Origin of the sequence: Methylobacterium sp. W2, from assembly GCF_020662345.1 — a bacterium.
In the GTDB taxonomy this organism is placed as follows: Bacteria; Pseudomonadota; Alphaproteobacteria; order Rhizobiales; family Beijerinckiaceae; genus Methylobacterium.
Genome location: NZ_VMOA01000014.1, coordinates 48,599 through 66,880 on the forward strand (window position 1 = coordinate 48,599; position 18,282 = coordinate 66,880).

General features: G+C 69.5%; 16 protein-coding genes. 6 read left to right on the forward strand and 10 right to left on the reverse strand.

What is annotated here, in order from left to right; genetic code table 11:
* Positions 1-385 precede the first annotated feature (385 nt).
* Complete coding sequence (locus tag FPV16_RS10035; RefSeq protein ID WP_227438125.1) at positions 386-3,532, reverse strand: efflux RND transporter permease subunit; 3,147 nt, start codon at positions 3,530-3,532, stop codon at positions 386-388.
* Positions 3,533-3,542: 10 nt separating this feature from the next.
* The gene (locus FPV16_RS10040; RefSeq protein WP_227438065.1) at positions 3,543-4,607 is read right to left on the reverse strand and encodes an efflux RND transporter periplasmic adaptor subunit; all 1,065 of its coding nucleotides are present in this window, start codon (positions 4,605-4,607) and stop codon (positions 3,543-3,545) included.
* A 188-nt stretch (positions 4,608-4,795) separates the two neighbouring features.
* Between FPV16_RS10040 and FPV16_RS10045 the strand changes: the two genes are divergently transcribed.
* The gene (locus FPV16_RS10045; RefSeq protein WP_227438066.1) at positions 4,796-5,749 is read left to right on the forward strand and encodes a DNA-3-methyladenine glycosylase family protein; all 954 of its coding nucleotides are present in this window, start codon (positions 4,796-4,798) and stop codon (positions 5,747-5,749) included.
* 110 nt (positions 5,750-5,859) lie between these two features.
* A complete protein-coding gene (locus tag FPV16_RS10050) occupies positions 5,860-6,804 on the forward strand; it encodes a DMT family transporter (RefSeq protein WP_227438067.1) in 945 nt (314 codons plus the stop codon).
* A 15-nt stretch (positions 6,805-6,819) separates the two neighbouring features.
* Here FPV16_RS10050 and FPV16_RS10055 read toward each other — a convergent pair whose 3' ends face one another.
* The 3 genes from FPV16_RS10055 to FPV16_RS10065 form a co-directional block, all read right to left on the reverse strand.
* The gene (locus FPV16_RS10055) at positions 6,820-7,296 is read right to left on the reverse strand and encodes a VOC family protein (RefSeq protein WP_227438068.1); all 477 of its coding nucleotides are present in this window, start codon (positions 7,294-7,296) and stop codon (positions 6,820-6,822) included.
* 62 nt (positions 7,297-7,358) lie between these two features.
* On the reverse strand, positions 7,359-8,090 hold the full coding sequence (locus FPV16_RS10060) for an autoinducer binding domain-containing protein (RefSeq protein WP_227438069.1): 732 nt from the start codon (positions 8,088-8,090) through the stop codon (positions 7,359-7,361).
* Between the two features lie 127 nt (positions 8,091-8,217).
* The gene (locus FPV16_RS10065; protein ID WP_227438126.1) at positions 8,218-8,661 is read right to left on the reverse strand and encodes a DUF488 family protein; all 444 of its coding nucleotides are present in this window, start codon (positions 8,659-8,661) and stop codon (positions 8,218-8,220) included.
* Positions 8,662-8,907: 246 nt separating this feature from the next.
* On the opposite strand from FPV16_RS10065, the gene FPV16_RS10070 reads away from it, so the two are divergent.
* Positions 8,908-9,735 (forward strand): GH25 family lysozyme, encoded by an 828-nt coding sequence (locus FPV16_RS10070; protein WP_413629251.1) that lies wholly within the window; start codon positions 8,908-8,910, stop codon positions 9,733-9,735.
* 21 nt (positions 9,736-9,756) lie between these two features.
* Here the strand turns inward: FPV16_RS10070 and trhA are convergent, their stop codons facing one another.
* The 3 genes from trhA to FPV16_RS10085 all read right to left on the reverse strand — a co-directional run bounded on the left by trhA (position 9,757) and on the right by FPV16_RS10085 (position 12,224).
* The gene (gene trhA, locus FPV16_RS10075; RefSeq protein ID WP_227438071.1) at positions 9,757-10,437 is read right to left on the reverse strand and encodes a PAQR family membrane homeostasis protein TrhA; all 681 of its coding nucleotides are present in this window, start codon (positions 10,435-10,437) and stop codon (positions 9,757-9,759) included.
* A 136-nt stretch (positions 10,438-10,573) separates the two neighbouring features.
* Positions 10,574-10,762 carry a hypothetical protein gene (locus FPV16_RS10080; protein WP_227438072.1) on the reverse strand — a complete coding sequence of 63 codons (189 nt, stop codon included), beginning with the start codon at positions 10,760-10,762 and terminating at the stop codon, positions 10,574-10,576.
* 334 nt (positions 10,763-11,096) lie between these two features.
* Positions 11,097-12,224, reverse strand: a complete 1,128-nt coding sequence (locus tag FPV16_RS10085; RefSeq protein WP_227438073.1) for a COX15/CtaA family protein — start codon at positions 12,222-12,224, stop codon at positions 11,097-11,099.
* Positions 12,225-12,483: 259 nt separating this feature from the next.
* Here FPV16_RS10085 and FPV16_RS10090 point away from each other — a divergent pair, with 259 nt between their 5' ends.
* A complete protein-coding gene (locus FPV16_RS10090) occupies positions 12,484-12,702 on the forward strand; it encodes a DUF2842 domain-containing protein (RefSeq protein WP_018043571.1) in 219 nt (72 codons plus the stop codon).
* A 221-nt stretch (positions 12,703-12,923) separates the two neighbouring features.
* A complete protein-coding gene (locus tag FPV16_RS10095; protein WP_227438074.1) occupies positions 12,924-13,334 on the forward strand; it encodes a hypothetical protein in 411 nt (136 codons plus the stop codon).
* Positions 13,335-13,340: 6 nt separating this feature from the next.
* On the opposite strand, the gene FPV16_RS10100 is transcribed toward FPV16_RS10095, so the two are convergent.
* The gene (locus FPV16_RS10100) at positions 13,341-14,405 is read right to left on the reverse strand and encodes a polysaccharide deacetylase family protein (RefSeq protein ID WP_227438075.1); all 1,065 of its coding nucleotides are present in this window, start codon (positions 14,403-14,405) and stop codon (positions 13,341-13,343) included.
* A 222-nt stretch (positions 14,406-14,627) separates the two neighbouring features.
* Between FPV16_RS10100 and FPV16_RS10105 the strand changes: the two genes are divergently transcribed.
* Entirely contained in the window at positions 14,628-15,857 is a 1,230-nt protein-coding gene (locus tag FPV16_RS10105) for a GNAT family N-acetyltransferase (protein WP_227438076.1), read from the forward strand.
* A gap of 63 nt (positions 15,858-15,920) precedes the next feature.
* Here FPV16_RS10105 and FPV16_RS10110 read toward each other — a convergent pair whose 3' ends face one another.
* On the reverse strand, positions 15,921-18,203 hold the full coding sequence (locus FPV16_RS10110; protein ID WP_227438077.1) for a GumC family protein: 2,283 nt from the start codon (positions 18,201-18,203) through the stop codon (positions 15,921-15,923).
* Between the last annotated feature and the right edge of the window lie 79 nt (positions 18,204-18,282).

An 18,282-nucleotide genomic window follows, 5' to 3' on the forward strand; every position in this document is an offset into this window, starting at 1 on the left:
CGGATCGCTTAAGGAAGGTGGTGAGCGAGGCATGAACGCCCGCATCCATCGGGGATACTTGATGGAATGGTGAATTCCAAGCGCATGATCGACGTCCGTGCGCTTCGATTGGAGGAGAGTCACTCCATGAGCCCCGCCGTTCGGGATGACGAGGGTCCATGGTCGAGGGCGTCACGGTCGGAACGGAGCCCGGACAGGGCAGGGACGAACACTGATTCGCTCGGGAGATCGGGCGCGCCAATATGGTTAATGGTGTTAACCATATCATAGTCGCTCCCGCCTTATGTTCCATAATATATCTTATGCGAATGGCGGATGCGGGTGCTGAACGGGCCTGGATCGCCCTCCCGGGCAGCCTCCACCGACGATGGGCGCCGGCGCCTTCCTAGGATGCCCGCGCCGTATCCGGCGCCCTGCCCTCGCCGGTGGTGAACCGGCCGTAGCGCAGGGCCAGGGTCGGCAGGATCAGGAGGTTCAGGACCGTCGAGGTCACGAGGCCGCCGAGGATGACGATGGCCATCGGCCCCTCGATCTCGCGGCCGGGCTCGCCGGCTCCCAGCGCCAGGGGCAGCAGGCCGAGGCCGGTGACGAGGGAGGTCATCAGGATCGGCACGAGGCGGTCGGCGGCGCCCTCCACCGCCGTGTCGCGATCCCATGCCCGGCCCTCGGCGGCGACGAGGTGCTCGTAATGCGAGATCATCATGATGGTGTTGCGGAGCGAGATGCCGAACAGGGTCACGAAGCCGACGATGGAGCCGAGCGACAGCACGGCCCCCGTGGCGAAGACCGCAAGCACCCCGCCGACGAAGGCGAAGGGCAGGTTGACCAGGACCAGCATGAGGTTGCGCGCGCTGCCGGTGACCACGGCCAGCAGCAGCACGATGCCGAGACCGGCGAGCCCCGAGAACAGCAACAGGTCGCGCCTGGCCCGCGCCTGCGCCTCGGCCGATCCGGCAAAGCTCACATAGACGCCCGTCGGCAGCGCCACCTCCTTGGCGATCTTGCGCCGCGCCGCCTCGACGAAGGAGGCGACGTCGCGGCCCGTGACGTTGGCGGTGATCGCCTGGACGCGCTGGGCGCCCTGGTGCTGGACCTGGTAGCGTCCCGAGGTCTCGTAGATGTCCGCCACCTGGGCGAGGCGGATGAAGCGGCCGTTCGAGGAGCGCAAGGGGAGGTCGCCCAAAGCCGTGAGACGCCCCCTCGCCCCGGAATCGAGGATGACGAGGACATTGAAGACCGCGTTGCCCTCATAGGTCTGGCCGACCACGTCGCCCTGATAGGCGGTGCGCACCACCTCCATCACCTCGATGGCCGAGAGGCCCCAATGGCGCAGGTCGTTGGGCCGGAGACCGACGTTGATCTGCGGCAACCCCGCCGGGGAGGCCTGCTGGATGTCCGTGGCGCCGCGCACCTCGGCGAGTTCGCGGGCGATGTCGCGGGCGGCCGCCTCGATCCGGGCGAGATCGTTGCCGAAGACGTTGACGACGACGGGCGCGGTATAGCCGGAGACCGTCTCCTCGATCCGCTCGGTGAGGAAGGTCTTGAGCGAGAAGGCGGCACCGGGAAACCCTGCCATCAGGGCGCGGATATCGGCCTCGGCCCTGCCCTGCCCGGCACCGTCGAGCCCCTGGTCGAGGTCGATATGAATCTCGCTGTAATGGGTGCCGGCGGTGTCCTGCCCGGCCTCGGCGCGGCCGATCTGTGAGGCGACGGCGCGGATGCCGGGGATCTTCAGGAGGTCTACGGTGATGCGGCCGCCGAGCCGCATGGATTCCCCGAGCGACGTGCCCGGAGCCGCCGCCATGTGCAGGATCAGGTGGCCCTCCTTCAGGTCGGGGAGGAAGGTGCTGCCGAAGAACGGCGTCGCGGCGGCGCCCGCCAGGGTCACCAGGATGCCGAAGACGATGACGGTGCGCGGCGCGCGGTTGATCCGCCGGAGGAGGCGGGTGTAGCCGCCCCGCGACCAGCGCATCACCGGCGGGTCGCGCATGTCCGTCTCGCGCCGCCCGGTGAGGAGCATCATCGACAGAGCGGGGGTGACGGTGAGCGCCACGGCGAGCGAGGCCACCACGGCCAGGATGTAGGCGAGGGCGAGGGGGGCGAACAGCTTGCCGGCGATGCCCGACAGGACCAGCACCGGCAGGAACACCAGCAGCACCGCGAAGGTGGCGTAGGCGACCGCGGTGCGGACTTCGAGGATGGCGTCGACGACCACCCTCCCCTCCGGGACGGGTGCGGCGAGGCGCCGGTTCTCGCGCAGGCGCCGCACCACGTTCTCGACGCCGATCACCGCGTCGTCCACCACCTCGCCGATGGCGATAGCGAGGCCGCCCAGCGTCATGGTGTTGAGGCTCTCGCCCATCGCCTGGAGCGCCACCACGGCGGCGATGAGCGAGAGCGGGATCGCCACCGACGAGATCACGCAGGTGCGCCAGTCGTAGAGGAAGGCGAACAGCACCACGACCACGAGGATGCCGCCGAGCCCCAGCGCCTGGAGCACGTTGGCATTGGCGATGGTGATGAAGTTCGCCGGCCGGAACAGGTCCGCGCGCAACGCGACGCCTTCCCGGTCGAGGGCGGGGCGCAGGTCTTCGAGAGCGGCCTCCACGCGGGCGGTGACCTCGCGGGTGTTGGCGCCGTATTGCGCGCCGACCATGAGAAGCACGCCGCGCTTGCCATCCACCAGGGCGGCGCTGATCGGCGGCTCACCGGCGGCGACCACGGTGGCGACGTCGCCGAGGGTCACGCTCGCCCCGCCCTCGTTGATGAGGACCGTGCGGGCCAGTTCCTCAGGGGTAAGCGACTGCCCCTCGGTCTGGAGGGTGACGCGCTGGTTGATCGTGTCGACGAAGCCGGCCCCGCGCACGCCGGTGGCCTTGCGGGCGGCGGCGAGCACGTCGTTCATGCCGATATTGTAGCGGATCAGATCCGCTGGCCGGATCTGGACCTGGAGCGAGCGCACGGCGCCGCCATAGACAGAGACCTGAGCGACGCCCGGCACCGCCAGCAGCCGGAGGCGCACGGTCCAGTCCGCGACGGTGCGCAGGTCGAGGTCGGAGCGCCGCTCCGAAGTGAGCCCGACGAGGAGCACGGTGCTGGTGGCCGAGGTCAGCGCCGTCATCGCCGGCGGCAGCACGCCCTGGGGCAGGCGGCCGGCGAGCGCCGTCAGCCGCTCGGTGACGAGCTGCCGGACGCGGTAGACGTCGCTGCCGGTGCCGAAGGTGACGGTGATGACCGACAGGCCCTGGATCGAGCTCGAGCGCAGGGATTCGATGCCCGGCAAGCCGTTCACCGCCACCTCGATCGGCTGGGTGACCAGCACCTCCACCTGTTCGGGGTTGAGGCCCGGTGCCTCGGTCTGGACGACCACGGAGGGCGGCGCGAATTCCGGGAACACGTCGTATTTCGCGTCCCCGAGCACGTAAATGCCGTAGCCGGCGAGCGCGAGGCTGAGCGCCAGGACGATGCCGCGGAAGCGCACCGCGAAGGCGACGAGGGCCGCCTGGGGACCATTCTGGGGGCCGATCGGCATGTCGCTCACGTCAATCGTCGTCCACGCCGCCGGAGACCGAGAGCAGGCTCTTCATCTCCTCGGACAGGAGCGCCTGCGCGCCCGTCAGCACGATCTCGGTCCCGTCGGGCAGGTCCTCCACCACATAGGCATCCGCCGACATCGGCGGGTCGGTCTTGAGGGCGTGGCGGGCATAGGCGTTGGGTGCCACCGCGCGGTAGATCCAGGTTCCGCCCTGCCAATGCACCACCGCATCCTCGGGCACGCTGAGGCCGGTGACGGTCCGGTCCGAGGAGAGGAAGGCGAGCATGCTCATGCCGGGCAGGAAGCCGCTGTCACCGGGCACGGTATAGAAGAAGCTCAGGCCCTGGATGCGCTGGTCGGTGCGGGTGGCCGGCGAGATATAGCGCAGCGCGATCCGCGCGCTCTGCGGCGGCACCTCGGCGAAGGCGGCGGCGGGTTGGCCCTTGATGCTCTCGCCCGGCGGCAGGGTCACCTGGACCAGGAAATCGACGCGCTCGATCAGCCGGGTGATGGCCGGCGAGCGCTCGACGATGGCCCGGCCGATCACCGGCCCCCATTCCTGCTGCGCGGTGGCGGACAGGGTGCGGACCTGGGATTCCGCCGCCGCCAGCGAGGCTTGGTCGGTCTGGAACGTGCCCTCGGTGGTCTCGACCTGCACCGTGGTGGCGTAGGGACCGAGGTTCCTGGCGCGCTGGAAGGCGTTGCGCGAGACCTCGACGCGGGCCTGGGCGGTCTGGAGCTGCGCCTTGGCGCTGGCGTAGGAATTGGTGAGGTCGGTGACCCGGGCGACGTCGAGGACGCTGCCATAGGCCTGGAGTTCCTCGCGGTGGGGAGCGGAGGGCCGCACCTGCGTCGCGATACCGAGGCGCTCGCGCTCCTCCGGCTTGAGCCGGACCACGGTGCGGCCGTCCTCGATGGCGGTGCGCTGGGCGGGGAGGTGACGCGGCGCGGCGGGTGCAGGCGCGATCCGCTCGCGCAGTTCGGCGATGAGGGCCGTGCCGGCTTCGCTCAGCGCGAAGGCGGCGAGGCCGGCCACGGCGCCGGCGAGGAGGAGGACGCGCAGCCACTTCACCAGAACCGCCCTCCCCGGCCTCGCGATCGATGCGCCGCGCTTGACCCTCTGAACGGATACAGCGTCCCTCGCCAACCCGATACGGGGCTTGCCGGGATATCCCGGCCTCCCTCGCAACGTTGCGCCGGCCTGCGCGCGGTTTCGCGATCCTCGCGGCCATGAGATGATGGCGCTGGCCGGAGAGCGTCGTGACCCACATCCTCCCCCTGCCCTACAGGCCGCCCTACGATTGGCCCGCGATCCTGGCCTATCTCGGCGGCCGGGCCATTCCCGGTGTCGAGGTGGTGACGGCGGATGCCTATGCCCGGACCGTCTTCCTCGGCGGCCGTCCCGGCATTGTCTCCGTCATGCGGGGCCGGGGCGACGCCCTCGTCGCCACGGTCGATCATCCCGATCCGGCGATTCTGCCAGATGTTCTCGCCCGGCTGAGGCCGATGTTCGATTGCGATGCCGACCCGGCCATCATCGCGGCGGCGCTCTCGCACGACCCCGACCTCGCCCCCCTCGTGGCCGAACGGCCGGGCCTGCGGGTTCCGGGCGCCTGGGACGGGTTCGAGATCGCAGTGCGCGCCATTCTCGGACAACAGGTCTCGGTGAATCCGGCGACCCGCCTCGTCGGCCGTCTGGTTTCCGCCTTCGGCGAACCGGTGCTGCCGGAACCCGCCGCGGCGGGGCTCACCCATCTGTTCCCGACGCCGGATCGCCTGCTCGACGCCGACGTGGCCGCGGCCCTCGGCATGCCGGGGGCACGCGGCAGGGCGATCAGTGCCCTCGCAGCGGAGGCCCATGCGCATCCCGATCTGTTCGCACGGGGACGCGGCCTCGACCCTGCGGTGGCCGCCCTGAGGGCGATGAGCGGAATCGGCGAATGGACGGCGCAGTACATCGCCCTGCGGGCTTTGCGCGAACCGGATGCGCTGCCGGCGAGCGACCTCGCCCTGCTCCGGTCCCTCGATACCGGGTCAGGGCGTCCGACACCGGCGCAATTGCTCGTCCGGGCCGACGCTTGGCGGCCCTGGCGGGCCTATGCCGCCGTGCATCTCTGGACGAGTGACGCAGCGCGGATCGCCGCCGCCCTGCCTGCGACAAGGCCCGCCGCAAAGCGCCGCTCTCCCCGGCCCGCATCCGGGCCAGGTCCGTGACGTACAGCCCTGCTTCCGGCGGGCTTGCTCAGCCCGTCCTGGGCGGGACAGAAGGGGACGGCGGCGCCTCAAGCGAAGAACCATCTCCGAGCAAAGCCGCCGAAGGGATCATGACCTCTCCGTCCGCCTCCCCCGGCCCGGCCGTCGAGACCCGCGCGGTCGCCGCCGCCTACCCGCTCCTCCTGTTCACGACCCTGCTGTGGGGCGGCAACGTGGTCGCCGGCAAATGGGCCGTGGGCGAGGTCTCGCCCCAGGTGCTCACCTGCCTGCGCTGGGCCTTCGCCTGCCTCGCCCTAACCTGGCCGGCCTGGCGCGGGATCGTGGCCGAGCGCCACCTGATCGCGCGCCACTGGCGCTACATCCTGCTGATGGGAGCCTGCGGCTACACCGCCTATGCGAGCCTGTTCTATGCCGCCGGCATCTACACCACCGGCGTGAACGTCGCCCTGTTCCAGGGGGCGATCCCGGTCCTCGTCATCCTACTCAACTACGTCGTGCACCGCGTCGCCGTCACAGGGGCGCAGGTCCTCGGCGTCGTCATCACCCTCGGCGGCGCCGGCGTCGCGGCCACCCACGGCGACTGGCGCATCCTGTCGACGCTGTCCTTCAACATCGGCGACATGCTGATGCTCGGGGCCTGCCTGCTCTATGCCGGCTACACCGTCGCCCTCGCCGACCGGCCCAAGATATCCGGCCTGACCTTCTTCTCGGCGATGGCGCTGGCGGCCCTCGTGACCTCCCTGCCCGCGCTTGCGCTGGAGCAGGCCGCCGGACGCCTGATCTGGCCGACGCCGCAGGGCTGGGCCATCGTCGCCTTCGTGGCCCTCGGGCCGTCCCTCATCGCCCAGCTCTCGTTCATGCGGGGCGTCGAACTGATCGGCCCGAACCGGGCGGGGGTGTTCGTGAACCTCGTGCCGATCTTCGGCTCGGGCCTCGCCATCCTCGTCGTCGGCGAGCCCTTTCAATGGTACCAGGCCGCGGCTTTGGCCCTCGTGCTCGGCGGCATCGTCATCGCCGAGCGCTTCGGCCGCCGCGAAAGTCCCGGCGGCGGATGAGACGGGACGTCCGGTTCAGCCGGCGGCCGCGCGCTCGAGGGCGGCGATGTCGAGCTTGATCATGTCCTGCATGGCGGAGAAGACGCGGCGCGCCACGGCCGGGTCGGGATCGGCCAGCAGCCGGGGGAGGATCGTGGGCACGATCTGCCAGGGCACGCCCCACCTGTCCCGGAGCCAGCCGCACATGATCTCGGAGCCACCGTCCGCGATGAGCGCCGCCCACAACCGGTCGACCTCGTCCTGGTCGGCGCAGGCCACCGAGATGGAAGCGGCCATTCCGTAATCGGCCTCGCCGCCCCCGTTCAGTGCCTGAAAGCCCTGTCCGCCGAGGGTGAAGGCCACCAGGAGCGCATCGCCCGCCTCCCCGCCCGGCCAGGGCCCCGGCGAGCGCTGGACATGGTCGATACGCGAATCGGGGACGAGGGAGACGTAGAGGCCGACGGCCGCCTCGATGTCCTTGCCGAACCACAGGCAGGTGCTGACCTTCGGCATCGTCGATTCCTCCCGCGAGACCAGGCTCGCGTGACGATATCAACGATCAGGCCCCGATCCCATCAGATGATGAGCCCCCGCCGCAGGGCGATGGCGACGGCCTGGGTGCGGTTGGCGGTGCCGAGCTTGGCGCGAGCGGAACGCAGGTGGAAATCGACGCCGTGGGCCGAGATTCCCATGACCTCGCCGATCTCCCAATCGGTCTTGCCTTCGGCCGCCCATTGCAGCGCCTCGCGCTCGCGCGGGGCGAGGCGCGCGGTGGCCGCCGGGCTCTGGCCGTTCAGCAGCAGCAGGTGGCCGAACGCGTAGGTGGCGGCCAGCTGGAGCATGCCCCTGTCCGCCGGATCGATGGCGAGACGCTCGCCCGAAACACTGAACCCGGCGGTCTCGCCGTCGAGGGTCATCAACGGAATGGTCAGGCCGTCGCGCAGGCCGAAATCCGTCGCCTCGTCCATCACCCTGCGCGCCAGCGGATCGTCGGCATGCTCATCGGTGGCGTCGCTCCAGGCGAAGGGCGCGGTGGAGTGGCCGAGGCGCTGCACCGTGGGATCGTGGAAGGCATAGCCGCGCGTCAGGTAGCGTCGGCCCCATTCCATCGGGAAGGTGTTGAGGAGGACGTGGCCGCGCTGCTGTCGGACGGGCGCACCACGGGCCGGCACGGTGGCCGCCATGATGTGGGCGACGCCGAGATCCGCCAGTTCCGCCATCAGAAGCCGGGCGACGTCCTCGCCGCTCGCCGTCCGGTCGAGAGAGCGGAGGAAGCCGAGGGTCTGATCGAGGGATTTGCGCGTCACACGCGTACTGCCAGGAGAGCCCGATCACGTTTGCATGATCGAGAGCATGTGAGCGACCTGACTCTAGGTTGTCAACGCATTCCCAAGGGTAGGATCGATTTTGCGCGAGCGAGTATCCGAGGGGGTATCAGCCGAACAGGTCGACGGTCCTGAAACCGGCCGCTTCCAGCCGCTCGGCCAGGACGCGGCGATGGCACCGTTCCGGATCGCGCTCGAAACAGAGGAGACAGGTGGGCGCCCGCGCGGCGAGCTCGCACAGGGCATCGAGGGCGAGGCCGCCATCGGCGGTATCGAGGACCTCCTCGCAGTAGATCCGGCGCATCAGCGCCGCGTCATGGGCCCGGGCGGCTTCCCGCCCGGCCTTGGGCGTGCCGAGTTCCCGCGCATGCGCATAGGCGAGACCCGCCTCCTCCAGGCTCGTCTTCAGGGCGTTCTTCGAGAAGCCTCGCTTGCGCGAGTTCGCCACCGCGCGAACGTCGGCCAGGGTCGCGACACCGGCATCCTTCAGGGTCGCCACGAATCGCTCGGAATCGAGCCCTTCGTAGCCGATGGTGAACAAAACCTTGTGCAGTCTCCCCTCCCCTCGAAACGTCAGACCGGCTCGGGACTTAGCCTCGGGTGCCGGACTGCGGCCAAAGCGCCGGAATGCACCCTATGTGGCTCGCAGGCAACGACTTCCGGAATTCCGCCGCATTGCCGTCAAAGCTCTGTTAACCGCGCGGGGTCCATCCCTTAGCGATGAGTTTAGCGCGTGAGAACGGTGGGCCGGGCATCGATGTCGCTTAAGAACGGGATCGCCCCGACAATCCTGGCCGGGATGCCACGCGGCGTCGCCATGCGCTGGGCCAAACGCTCACTGACGGCCGCCCTGCTCGCGAGCCTCGCGGCCTGCGCCGGAAACCACAGCGACTTCTACCCGACCAAGGGCGACGTGAAGCCCCATCCGGGGGTGGCGCGCGCCAAGCAGCATCCGATCCAAGGCATCGACATCTCGAAGTGGCAGGGCCCGATCGATTGGGCCTCGGTGCGCGGTGCCGGCACCCAGTTCGCCTTCATCAAGGCGACGGAAGGCGGCGACCACGTGGACGAGCGGTTCCGCGCCAATTGGGATGGCGCCGCCAAGGCGGGCGTGCCCCGTGGGGCCTACCATTTCGTGTTCTGGTGCCGCTCGGCCCAGGACCAGATGGAGTGGTTCAAGAAGAACGTGCCCAACGATCCGACCGCCCTGCCCCCCGTTCTCGACGTGGAGTGGAACGGCCATTCGCAGCTCTGCCCCAAGAAGCTGCCGAAAGCCCAGGCGCTGGCGATGATGCGCTACATGCTCGACGAGATGGAGCGCTACACCGGCAAGCGTCCGATCATCTATACCGACATCACCTTCCACAAGGACGTGCTCGAGGACGAGCTGCCCGACTACCCGCACTGGGTCCGCTCCACGGCGGCCGAGCCCGAGCAGCGCTACGCCAAGCGCAAGTGGATGCTGTGGCAGTTCACCTCCACCGGCCGGGTTCCGGGCGTGCGCGGCGATGTCGACCGCAACGCGTTCTACGGCTCTACGGCGGAATGGGCCTCGTTCCTGTCGACGGATTGCGACCCCCGCGACCATAGCCGGCTCGCCGGACAGGGGCTCTGCAGCGGGAAGTGAACGGGATGCGGAGGCCGGGCGCTACAGACCCGTATCGATGACGCTGGTGAGGACGGTGCCGTAGTGGCAGGCCGTCGCGGCGAGAACGAAGGCGTGCCAGATGGCGTTCTGGTACGGCAGGCTGCGCCAGACGTGGAAGATGATCCCCAGCGAGTACAGCATACCGCCGATGGCCAGGAGCCAGAGAGCTTCGGGCTTGAGCGCTCCGATCACCGAGTCGTAGGTGGCGACGCCGCTCCATCCGAGGAGCAGGTAGAGGCCGATGGCCGCCCGGTCGAAACGGCCGGGCAGGAGAAGCTTCAGGGCGATGCCGATTCCCGCCAGGACCCAGATGAAGGCCAGCAGGATCCAGGCCGTCGATCCGCGTCCGACCAGGGCGACGAGGGGCGTATAGGTGCCGGCGATCATGAGGTAGATGATGGCGTGGTCGGCCCGGCGCAGGATCCACTTCCGCCGACCGACCGGCCACATGTTGTACGTGGCCGAGACACCGAGCATCGACACCAGGGCGGCGGCATAGACCACCACCCCCGCACGCTCTGTCCAATCCAGCGGCGCCATCGCCGCGAGGATGACGATGGCGATGGCACCCGCGACGCCGAAGACGATACCGGCGATATGGATGGCGGCATCCGCCATCAATTCCTTGCGCGTGTAGTTCCAGCTCAGTCCGATGGGTCTACCGTCCTCAGCCAGAAACATCGCTGACTCCGAGCTATCCTAACCCAAGCTTAAGCGCCAAAGGACCGGACTCGTTCCCTGTTCGAACTGCGTAGGCGGCGAGCATCGTGAACCGCCGCCTACAGGATTCCTGCGTATTGTCTCGGTGGGGCGACCCTCAGAAGGAGAAGGTCGTGAAGCGGCTCGCGAGGACGACGGCCCAGGCCGCTCCGAGAAGTCCCGTAAGACCGACGACGACCTTCCGGGTCCGCGCATGGCGCGTCCCCTCCATGTCGGCGCCTTCGCGTGCCGTCTGGTCGCGCTCAACGAGTACCTGCTCTTCCGACACGAGGCGTTGGTCGTGCATGCTGGACGGCCTTTCGGTTGTGGCGTGACACTGCCCGGCGCCGCTCTCGCAGCGCCATCGACACATCGGCTAACGGTACAAACCCAAGCTTGGTTTCGCTGCGACGCAACAAAACATGGCCGAGGTGACGCTCGCCGATGTCGACCGACACGGTGCAAGCATCCGGCCAATCCGCACCCGCTATCGGGCATCGCGGCGACGCGGTCTGTGCGATGCAACAGCCGGCGCGCCGACGAGATCCGGAACCAGGGCGGGAATTACCCCCTCGCTCGCGGGCGAAAGACCGTCTCCCTGCCCCCCGGGGCCCCGCTACGATTTGTCCCCGGGAAGGGGCTTAAGCGCCTCGGCTCGTCATGCCCTCGAAGCCGAAGGCGGCGGTGGCACCGGCGGAAGATGCCGGGATGCGCTGGGCCGCCCCCCGGCTGAGCCGGGCATGAACGGTCGCCATCATCAGGACTGCCATGGCGAAGACCTGATGGGCGAGGCCCGCCCAGAGGGGCACCGCCAGCAACAGGGTCACGATGCCCAACCCGGCCTGCGCCAGGGTCAGGCCCGCGATGCCCACGGCACGGCGGGCCGTGCCGCTCGCGGGAAGCCGCCTGCTCGCGTCGATGGCGTGGAACAGCGCCACCGCCAGAAGGAGATAGGCCATCAGACGGTGGTTGAACTGCACCAGGGTGACGTTGTCGATGAAGTTCTCGATCCACGGGCTGACCGCGAACAGTTCGGACGCCCCCGGCACGAAGACGCCGTCCATGTCGGGCCAGGTATTGTGCACGAGCCCGGCCTTCGAGCCGGCGACGAGTCCGCCGAGACCGATCTGGAGCAGGACGAGGATCGGCAGCAGTCCGGCCGTGATCCGCAGGCGCCCTGGTGCGGGCTCGGACGGGCCGGACCGCAACCCGGCCGCCAGCCAGACGAGACCGGCCAGGATCAGGCTCGCCGTGGTCAGGTGCAGGGCGAGCTTGAGGGGCGCCACCGCCGTCATTCCCGGCTGGAGACCGGAGGCGACCATGATCCAGCCGATGGCGCCCTGAAGACCGCCGAGGGCGCCGAGGGCAAGGAGCCCGTATCCGAGGCGCCGGTCGACGAGGCCGCGCCACCAGAACACGAGGAGCGGCAGGAAGAAGGCGAGCCCGAGGATGCGCCCGAGCAGGCGGTGGCCCCATTCCCAGGCATAAATGACCTTGAAGTCCGACAACCCCATGCCCTGGTTGAGGATGCGGTATTGCGGCGTGCCCTTGTACTTGTCGAACTCGGCGGCCCAGGCCTGTTCGGAGACCGGGGGGACCACGCCCGTCACCGGCCGCCATTCGGTGATCGACAATCCCGATCCCGTCAGGCGGGTGGCACCGCCGACGGCGACCATGGCCACGACGAGGATCGCCAGCGTGTAGAGCCAGATGCGCACCGGGTTCCTGGAACGGACCGGTGCGGTCGGGGTGGTTTCGCGTGAAGGCATCGCGGTGGCGGGCTCGCGTGGTGTCGGGATCGGCGCGGGTTTCCCGTGCCTCGCGCCCTGCGTTACGCATGCGGGGCCGCCGGGGCAACGTCGCCCAGGGCCGCAGAGGCGCCGGATGCGGCGCGAGCGGCAATTGCCTTGCCGCGGCGGGCGGCCTAACCCCGGCGGACCGGCTGCGCGGCAAGTCGACGGACACCCCTGCCGGACCTCCCGCCGGGGAGAAGGCCCATGCCAAAGGCCCACGTACAGGAGAGCGCCCATGCGCCGCCGCACCCGCACGCTGCTCGGCACGATCGGCATGCTCGCCTTCGTGGCGCTCTACGCGCCCCTCGCCATGGCCTTGGCCGACAGCCGCATCTCGCAGACGCCGCCGGCCGTGCAGGCGATCCTCTACGCCTTCCTCGGCATCGCCTGGATCTTCCCGCTGATGCCGCTGATCCGCTGGATGGAGCGAAAGGACGTCGACGGCGGGAGTTGAACCCTAAGCAGGTTCAGCAAAAGTGGTCACCGGTTTTGCGGCCTAATACCCGTGATATTTTAATAGCTTAAGCGATGTGAAGCGGTGGCTTGCCCACGCGAGCCTGCGTAGGGTTTCGCCCGACGCCGGGATTTCGCCGCACTCGGCCGTCACAGGCTTGGGCACGCTTCGATGTTCCGTCAGACCCAGGCCGAGATCCGCCGCTCCATGAACCGATCCTCATGAACCGATTCCTCGCGTCCTTCCTGCTCGTAGGCGTCGGCTGCGCCGCTCTCCCGGTTCTCGCCACCCAGGCCTCGGCGCAGAATGCGCCCCGCTCGATGGCGGAATGCGAGCGCCTCAAGAACGATCTCGCCTACAACCAGTGCCTCGCGATGTTCGGGCCGGCCGCCAGGAATGTCGGAGGCGGGGGCAGCGACGGGGGATCGGCCTCCTCCGTGGCGACGGCGCTCGCCGCCGTGCCGCCGGTCAGCACCGAATCCCTGCCCATGGCCGACGAGCCCGCGCAGGAGGCCGGCAGGGGCCAGCGCGGCAGGCGTGGACGCTACACCCGTCACGGCCGCCAGAGCGCCAGCTTCACCGTCGGTGGAAGCGAGAGCCGCTCGTCCTACCGCCGTCGCCGACGGCATTAGCCGGGCTCACGCGACATTGAGCCGCCGCCCGCGATTCCAGGCGAGGAACGGAACGCCCGACAGCAGCGCGGAGAGCGCCACCTTCGATTGATGCAGCCCATTCACCGAGACCCGCGGCAGGGCATGGAGATGGCCGGCATGGCCGGGGAAGAGATGGCCGGGACGGGTCGTCACGGCCGTGACGAAACCGGCCTCGCGGGCGATGTCGAATTCCCGCCCCCCGGCCGAAGTCGGATCGCCCACCGGATAGGACAGATGCCGGACCGGCCGTCCAATCTCCCGCGCGATCCGCGCCCTGCCCTCCCCGATCTCATGGCGGACCCGCTCCTCCCCGTGTTTCGCCAGCATGGGATGGTCGATGGTATGGGCTCCGATCGACAATGCGGGATCGGCCGCCAGACCGCGCAACTCCCCCCAGGACAGGCAGAGCTCCCCCGCCACCCGTCCGATTCCGATGCCGGCCTCGCCGCAGAGGTCGGCGATGGTGGCGAGCAGGAACTCCTCCGATCCGGCGCGCAGGTGCCGGTAGATCGCGGCGAAGGCCGCCATCTTCTCCCCCGCCGTGGCGGCGGGCAGATCGAGGGGCGGGGCCTCGTCCCGACGCACCCTCACCCGGTCGAGGCGACCGATCGCGCGTTCGAGTTCGATCCACCACAGGCGGCCCCGCCCCTCGGCGAACTCGCTCGTGACGAACAGCGTCCACGGGACGCGGTGCCGGCTTAGAATGGGAACGGCGTGGCGGGCGTTGTCGCGATAGCCGTCATCGAAGGTCAGGACGGCGAAGGGCCTGCCTCCGCTGGGCCGGACGAGCCGCTCGGGCACGGAATCGAGGCCGATCACGTCGAACCCCTTCGCGGCCAGCGTGACCAGCACCGCGTCGAGGAAGTCCGGCGTGATCGAGAGAATACCGTTGGGGGCGAAGGCCCTGGCGGGGGCCGGATCGACATGGTGGAAGGTCAGGATCAGGCCGCGCCCTTGCGCGACGCGCTTCAGCCAACGGTCGGCCCCCGAGGCGGCGATGGCGCGAAAGCCCGCATCGAACAGGCGGTGACGGAACTCGGGCGAGGGCATGGGCGTCACCGGAGAGGAGCGGAGCAGGCGGACATTCGGCCACCAACCCGCAAGGTTTCGTTACCCACATCGCGAGATGATGCCCTGCCGTTTCCCATCGTCACCGGCGCTTAAGGAGCCGGAGGGCTAGTACTCGCCGATGGAGGCTCGTGCGCCGCGCTCGCGGAGCCGTGCCAGGGAGCGGTGATGGCGGTTCTTGTTCACGATCTCACTGGAGCAGGCATGATTCAGGAGCGCGTCCGTGGGCAACTGGTTCCGGAGGTGTTTCGCGACCTGGCCAGCGTCGAGGCTCTGTGGCGGAGCGTAGAGAGCGACCCCGCCGCGTTGTCGACCCCGTATCAGCGCTTCGACTGGGTCTCGGCCTTCGTCTCGGCCAAGCTCGGCTGCACCCCGGCGGAGCAGGACGCCTCCCTGCGGGTCATCGTCCTGCGCGATCCCGGCGGACGACCCCGCGTGATCCTGCCGCTTCAGGTCGCGCGCGAACGCGGCGTCCGCGTGGCGCGGGTGATCGGCTGCAAGCACGCGAACTACCACATGCCGATGTTCGCCTCCCGCGAGGCGGCGGCCATGCGCGCCGAGGATCTCGTCGGACTGCTGCGCCGCGTCGGGCACGAGGCCGGGATCGACGTCTATCTGCTCGGGCATCAGCCGCGTTTCTGGGACGGCGCCGCCAATCCGTTGAGCCTCCACGCCGCGCCGGCGGTGAGCGACGCCTACGGCCTGATCCTCGGCCCCGACCCCGAGACCACCGCCAAGCGCGTCTTCAGCGCGGACGCGCGCAAGAAGATGCGCTCGAAGGAGAGGAAGCTGATCGAGGCCTTCGGCCCCGTGGAGTATCGGGTTGCCGCGAATGCCGAGGAGGTGAGGGCCTACCTCTCCGCCTTCTTCACGCAGAAGGCCTCGCGCTTTGCTGCCATGGACATCGCCAATCCCTATGCCGACGAGGGTATCCGCCGCTTCATCGCCACCGGTGCCTGCCGGCAGGACGATCCGAACGAGGTCCGGGGCGCCGCGATCGAGGTCTCCGCCCTGGTGGCGTGCAACGATGGGCGGGTCTTCGCGACCTTCGCCGGTGCGGTCAGCGATGCGCGCTACAGCGGCATGATGACCTCCTTCGACCAGGATCCCGTCGTCGGACGGTCGAGCCCGGGCGACATCCTGTTGCAGCACCTCATCCGCGATCAGACCGAGCGCGGCCGCCGCAGCTTCGATCTCGGCGTCGGGGAGGCCCGCTACAAGGCCAATATCTGCGACGAGACGATTCAGCTCGGTGAGGTCACCATCGCCGTCACCCTGCGCGGCCATCTCTTCGCCGTTCCGGCCATGGCCGCCACCCGGCTCAAGCGCCGGATCAAGCGGAGCGAGCGACTGGCGCGCTGGGCGAAGACGGTTCAGAGGGCGATCCGACGCTCGGCCCGCCATGGCCGGACCGCCGGCGAGGCACAGACCTGAGGCAACGGGTCGAGCCGACCCCCTCGCTCAGGCCACCGAACGTCTTCAAGCCGCCGAAAGTCTTCAGGCCGCCGAAAGTCTTGCGCCGGTCCCCGGCTTTCCCGCATCGACGCGCTCGTTCGCGGTCTGCTCTCCGGCGACGAGGACCGAGCCGGATCCCTCCCGGTCGGCCAGGCCGTAGAGTGCGACGAGTTCGGGATCCTCGGGCGACTTGTCGGAGGCGATGACGATGGCGTTCATCCGGCCCGCCATGGCCGTCAGCAGGTCGCGAGCCCCCTCGGACTGGGCTTCGCCCAAGCGATAGACGACCCAGTCGTAGCTCTGGGCCAGGGCATCGAGGGCGATGGCCAGGGCCTCCGGCTCGTCCGTGAGGATGTCGCAATCGACGAAGCCGCGCGGGATGGCGTGGAGCCTGCGCACCGAGGGCACCGATCGGATCACGTCGAGGAAGGCCGCCTCGCCCGCCACGAGGTCGGTGAGGCCGGCATCGTCCGAGGGTGAGGCCGGGCCGTTGACGTCCACGAGGAGGACACGCCCGCTCGCGGCCAATGCCTCCGCCAGGATTCCGGCGAGCTGCCGGTCGGCGTCCGTATCGGTCTCCGCCACCAGGAGGCTTCCGCCATTGCGGCCGATGCGCTCGCGCAGGCGGCGGGTGAGGGCCTGGAGATCGTAGCTGGGGACGGCCGTCCGGCCCGCTTCCCCGGCGGCCTCGTCCGTCTCCTCCCGCACCGGAGGCGGCGTGACTTCCGGGACGGAGACGGGAGCGGCGGCGACGAGGGGGACGACGACGCGGGCGATCAACGGCGCCTCGTAGAGGGCGGCGGCGGTGCCGGTGCGCGACAGGGCCGCGGACGCTTCCGGGAAGGCGAAGGGGGCGGGCTCGGGAGCCCGATCGTCCGATTCGGTCCGGCGGCGGCGGGTCTCGTCGGGATCGCGGAGGAGATGGCGCGCCGCCACCCCGCCGCTGGACAGCAGCATCGCCATCACGAGGGCGAGGGCCACGATGGGCAGCTTCTTCGGGAAGGACGGGATCTGGGGCACCACGGCGCGGGAGACCACGCGGGCATCGGCGGGGGCCGCGCTCTCGGCATCGCGGGCCGAGGCCTCGCGATAGCGCGACAGGTAGGATTCGAGCTGGTCGCGCTGGGCCTTGGCCTCGCGCTCGAGGGCGCGGAGCTGGACCTCGCTGGAATTGCCCTTCGAGACGACCTCGCGCTGCGCGTCGACGGCGGCGTTCAGGCTCTCGACCCGGGCCTCGGCGATACGCGCGTCGTTCTCCATCGTCCGCACCACCCGGTCGGCGGTGGCCTTGATCTGCGCGTCGAGGTCGCCGATCTGCGCGGTCAACTCCTTGATGCGGGGATGGGCCGGCATCAGCGTCCGCGATTCGAGGGCGAGCTGCCCACGCAGGGTGATGCGCTGCTCCACCGTGCGCCGGATGACCTCGTTGTTAGCCACGTCCGGGATCTCGAAGGCGCGGCCGTCCTTGATCATCTCGCGGATGAGCTTGGCCCGGCTCGTGAGATCGGCCTTGACCGTGCGGGCCTGGGACAGCTGGGTCGACAATTCACTGAGCTGCTGGGTGCCCAGAGGTTGGCTGGTGGTGCCGCCACCGCCGCTGATCAGGCCGTTGCGGGCGCGGAAGGTCTCGACCTTCGCCTCGGCCTCGGACACGCGGGTGCGCAGGGTGTCGATGTTGCCGCCGAGCCAGGTCGAGGCGTAGCGGGCAGTGTCCACCTTCGCCGATTCCAGGGAGGCGATGTAGAGTTCCGCGATGGTGTTGGCGGCCTTGGCCGCGAGGTCAGGATCGCGCGAGCGGAACTCGACCGTCAGGATGCGGGACTTGCCGGCCGGGTAGACCAGGAGCCGGTCGAAATAGGCCTCCAGCACCCGGTCCTCGGGCGCTCGCTCCATCGGGTTCCTGCTAAGGCCGATCATCATCAGGACGCGCTGGACCGGACCGATGCCGTCGACCTCGGGATCGAATTCGGCATTGCCCACGAGCTTCAGGCGGCGGATCGCCTCCCGCGCGATATCCCGGGACATCACCACCTGAACCTGGCTCGCCACCGCCTGTTCGTCGATGGCCAGGGGCTGTTCGCCGCGCTCCTGGGCGGTGCGGGCGAAGCTCGCGTCGCGGCTCTCCAGCAGGATCTTGGCCTCGCCGGTGTAGCGGGGCGGAACCACCTGTACGAAGACGATGGCCCCGATCCCCGCCGCGACGGTGGGAAGGACGATCCAGCGCCACGACCGCGCCAGCACCCCGAACAGTTGGGACAAGCCAAGCCCCTCGTCCCGCTGCGGGATCGGTTCGATCGAGGAAACGGTCTGCTGCGAGCGGGGCATGAGACGATCTTTACGCAAGGCAGGACGGCGCATCGCACGCCTCCCGGAAGAGTAGAACTCGTTAAGATTGATCGTCGGT

Coding starts and splice junctions, on each gene's coding strand:
- FPV16_RS10035 (WP_227438125.1), bottom strand. CDS start 3,532: ATGCCGATCGGCCCCCAGAATGGTCCCCAGGCGGCCCTCGTCGCCTTC.
- FPV16_RS10050 (WP_227438067.1), top strand. CDS start 5,860: ATGACCTCTCCGTCCGCCTCCCCCGGCCCGGCCGTCGAGACCCGCGCG.
- FPV16_RS10055 (WP_227438068.1), bottom strand. CDS start 7,296: ATGCCGAAGGTCAGCACCTGCCTGTGGTTCGGCAAGGACATCGAGGCG.
- FPV16_RS10070 (WP_413629251.1), top strand. CDS start 8,908: ATGCCACGCGGCGTCGCCATGCGCTGGGCCAAACGCTCACTGACGGCC.
- trhA (WP_227438071.1), bottom strand. CDS start 10,437: ATGTTTCTGGCTGAGGACGGTAGACCCATCGGACTGAGCTGGAACTAC.
- FPV16_RS10080 (WP_227438072.1), bottom strand. CDS start 10,762: ATGCACGACCAACGCCTCGTGTCGGAAGAGCAGGTACTCGTTGAGCGC.
- FPV16_RS10085 (WP_227438073.1), bottom strand. CDS start 12,224: ATGCCTTCACGCGAAACCACCCCGACCGCACCGGTCCGTTCCAGGAAC.
- FPV16_RS10090 (WP_018043571.1), top strand. CDS start 12,484: ATGCGCCGCCGCACCCGCACGCTGCTCGGCACGATCGGCATGCTCGCC.
- FPV16_RS10095 (WP_227438074.1), top strand. CDS start 12,924: ATGAACCGATTCCTCGCGTCCTTCCTGCTCGTAGGCGTCGGCTGCGCC.
- FPV16_RS10100 (WP_227438075.1), bottom strand. CDS start 14,405: ATGCCCTCGCCCGAGTTCCGTCACCGCCTGTTCGATGCGGGCTTTCGC.
- FPV16_RS10105 (WP_227438076.1), top strand. CDS start 14,628: ATGATTCAGGAGCGCGTCCGTGGGCAACTGGTTCCGGAGGTGTTTCGC.
- FPV16_RS10110 (WP_227438077.1), bottom strand. CDS start 18,203: ATGCCCCGCTCGCAGCAGACCGTTTCCTCGATCGAACCGATCCCGCAG.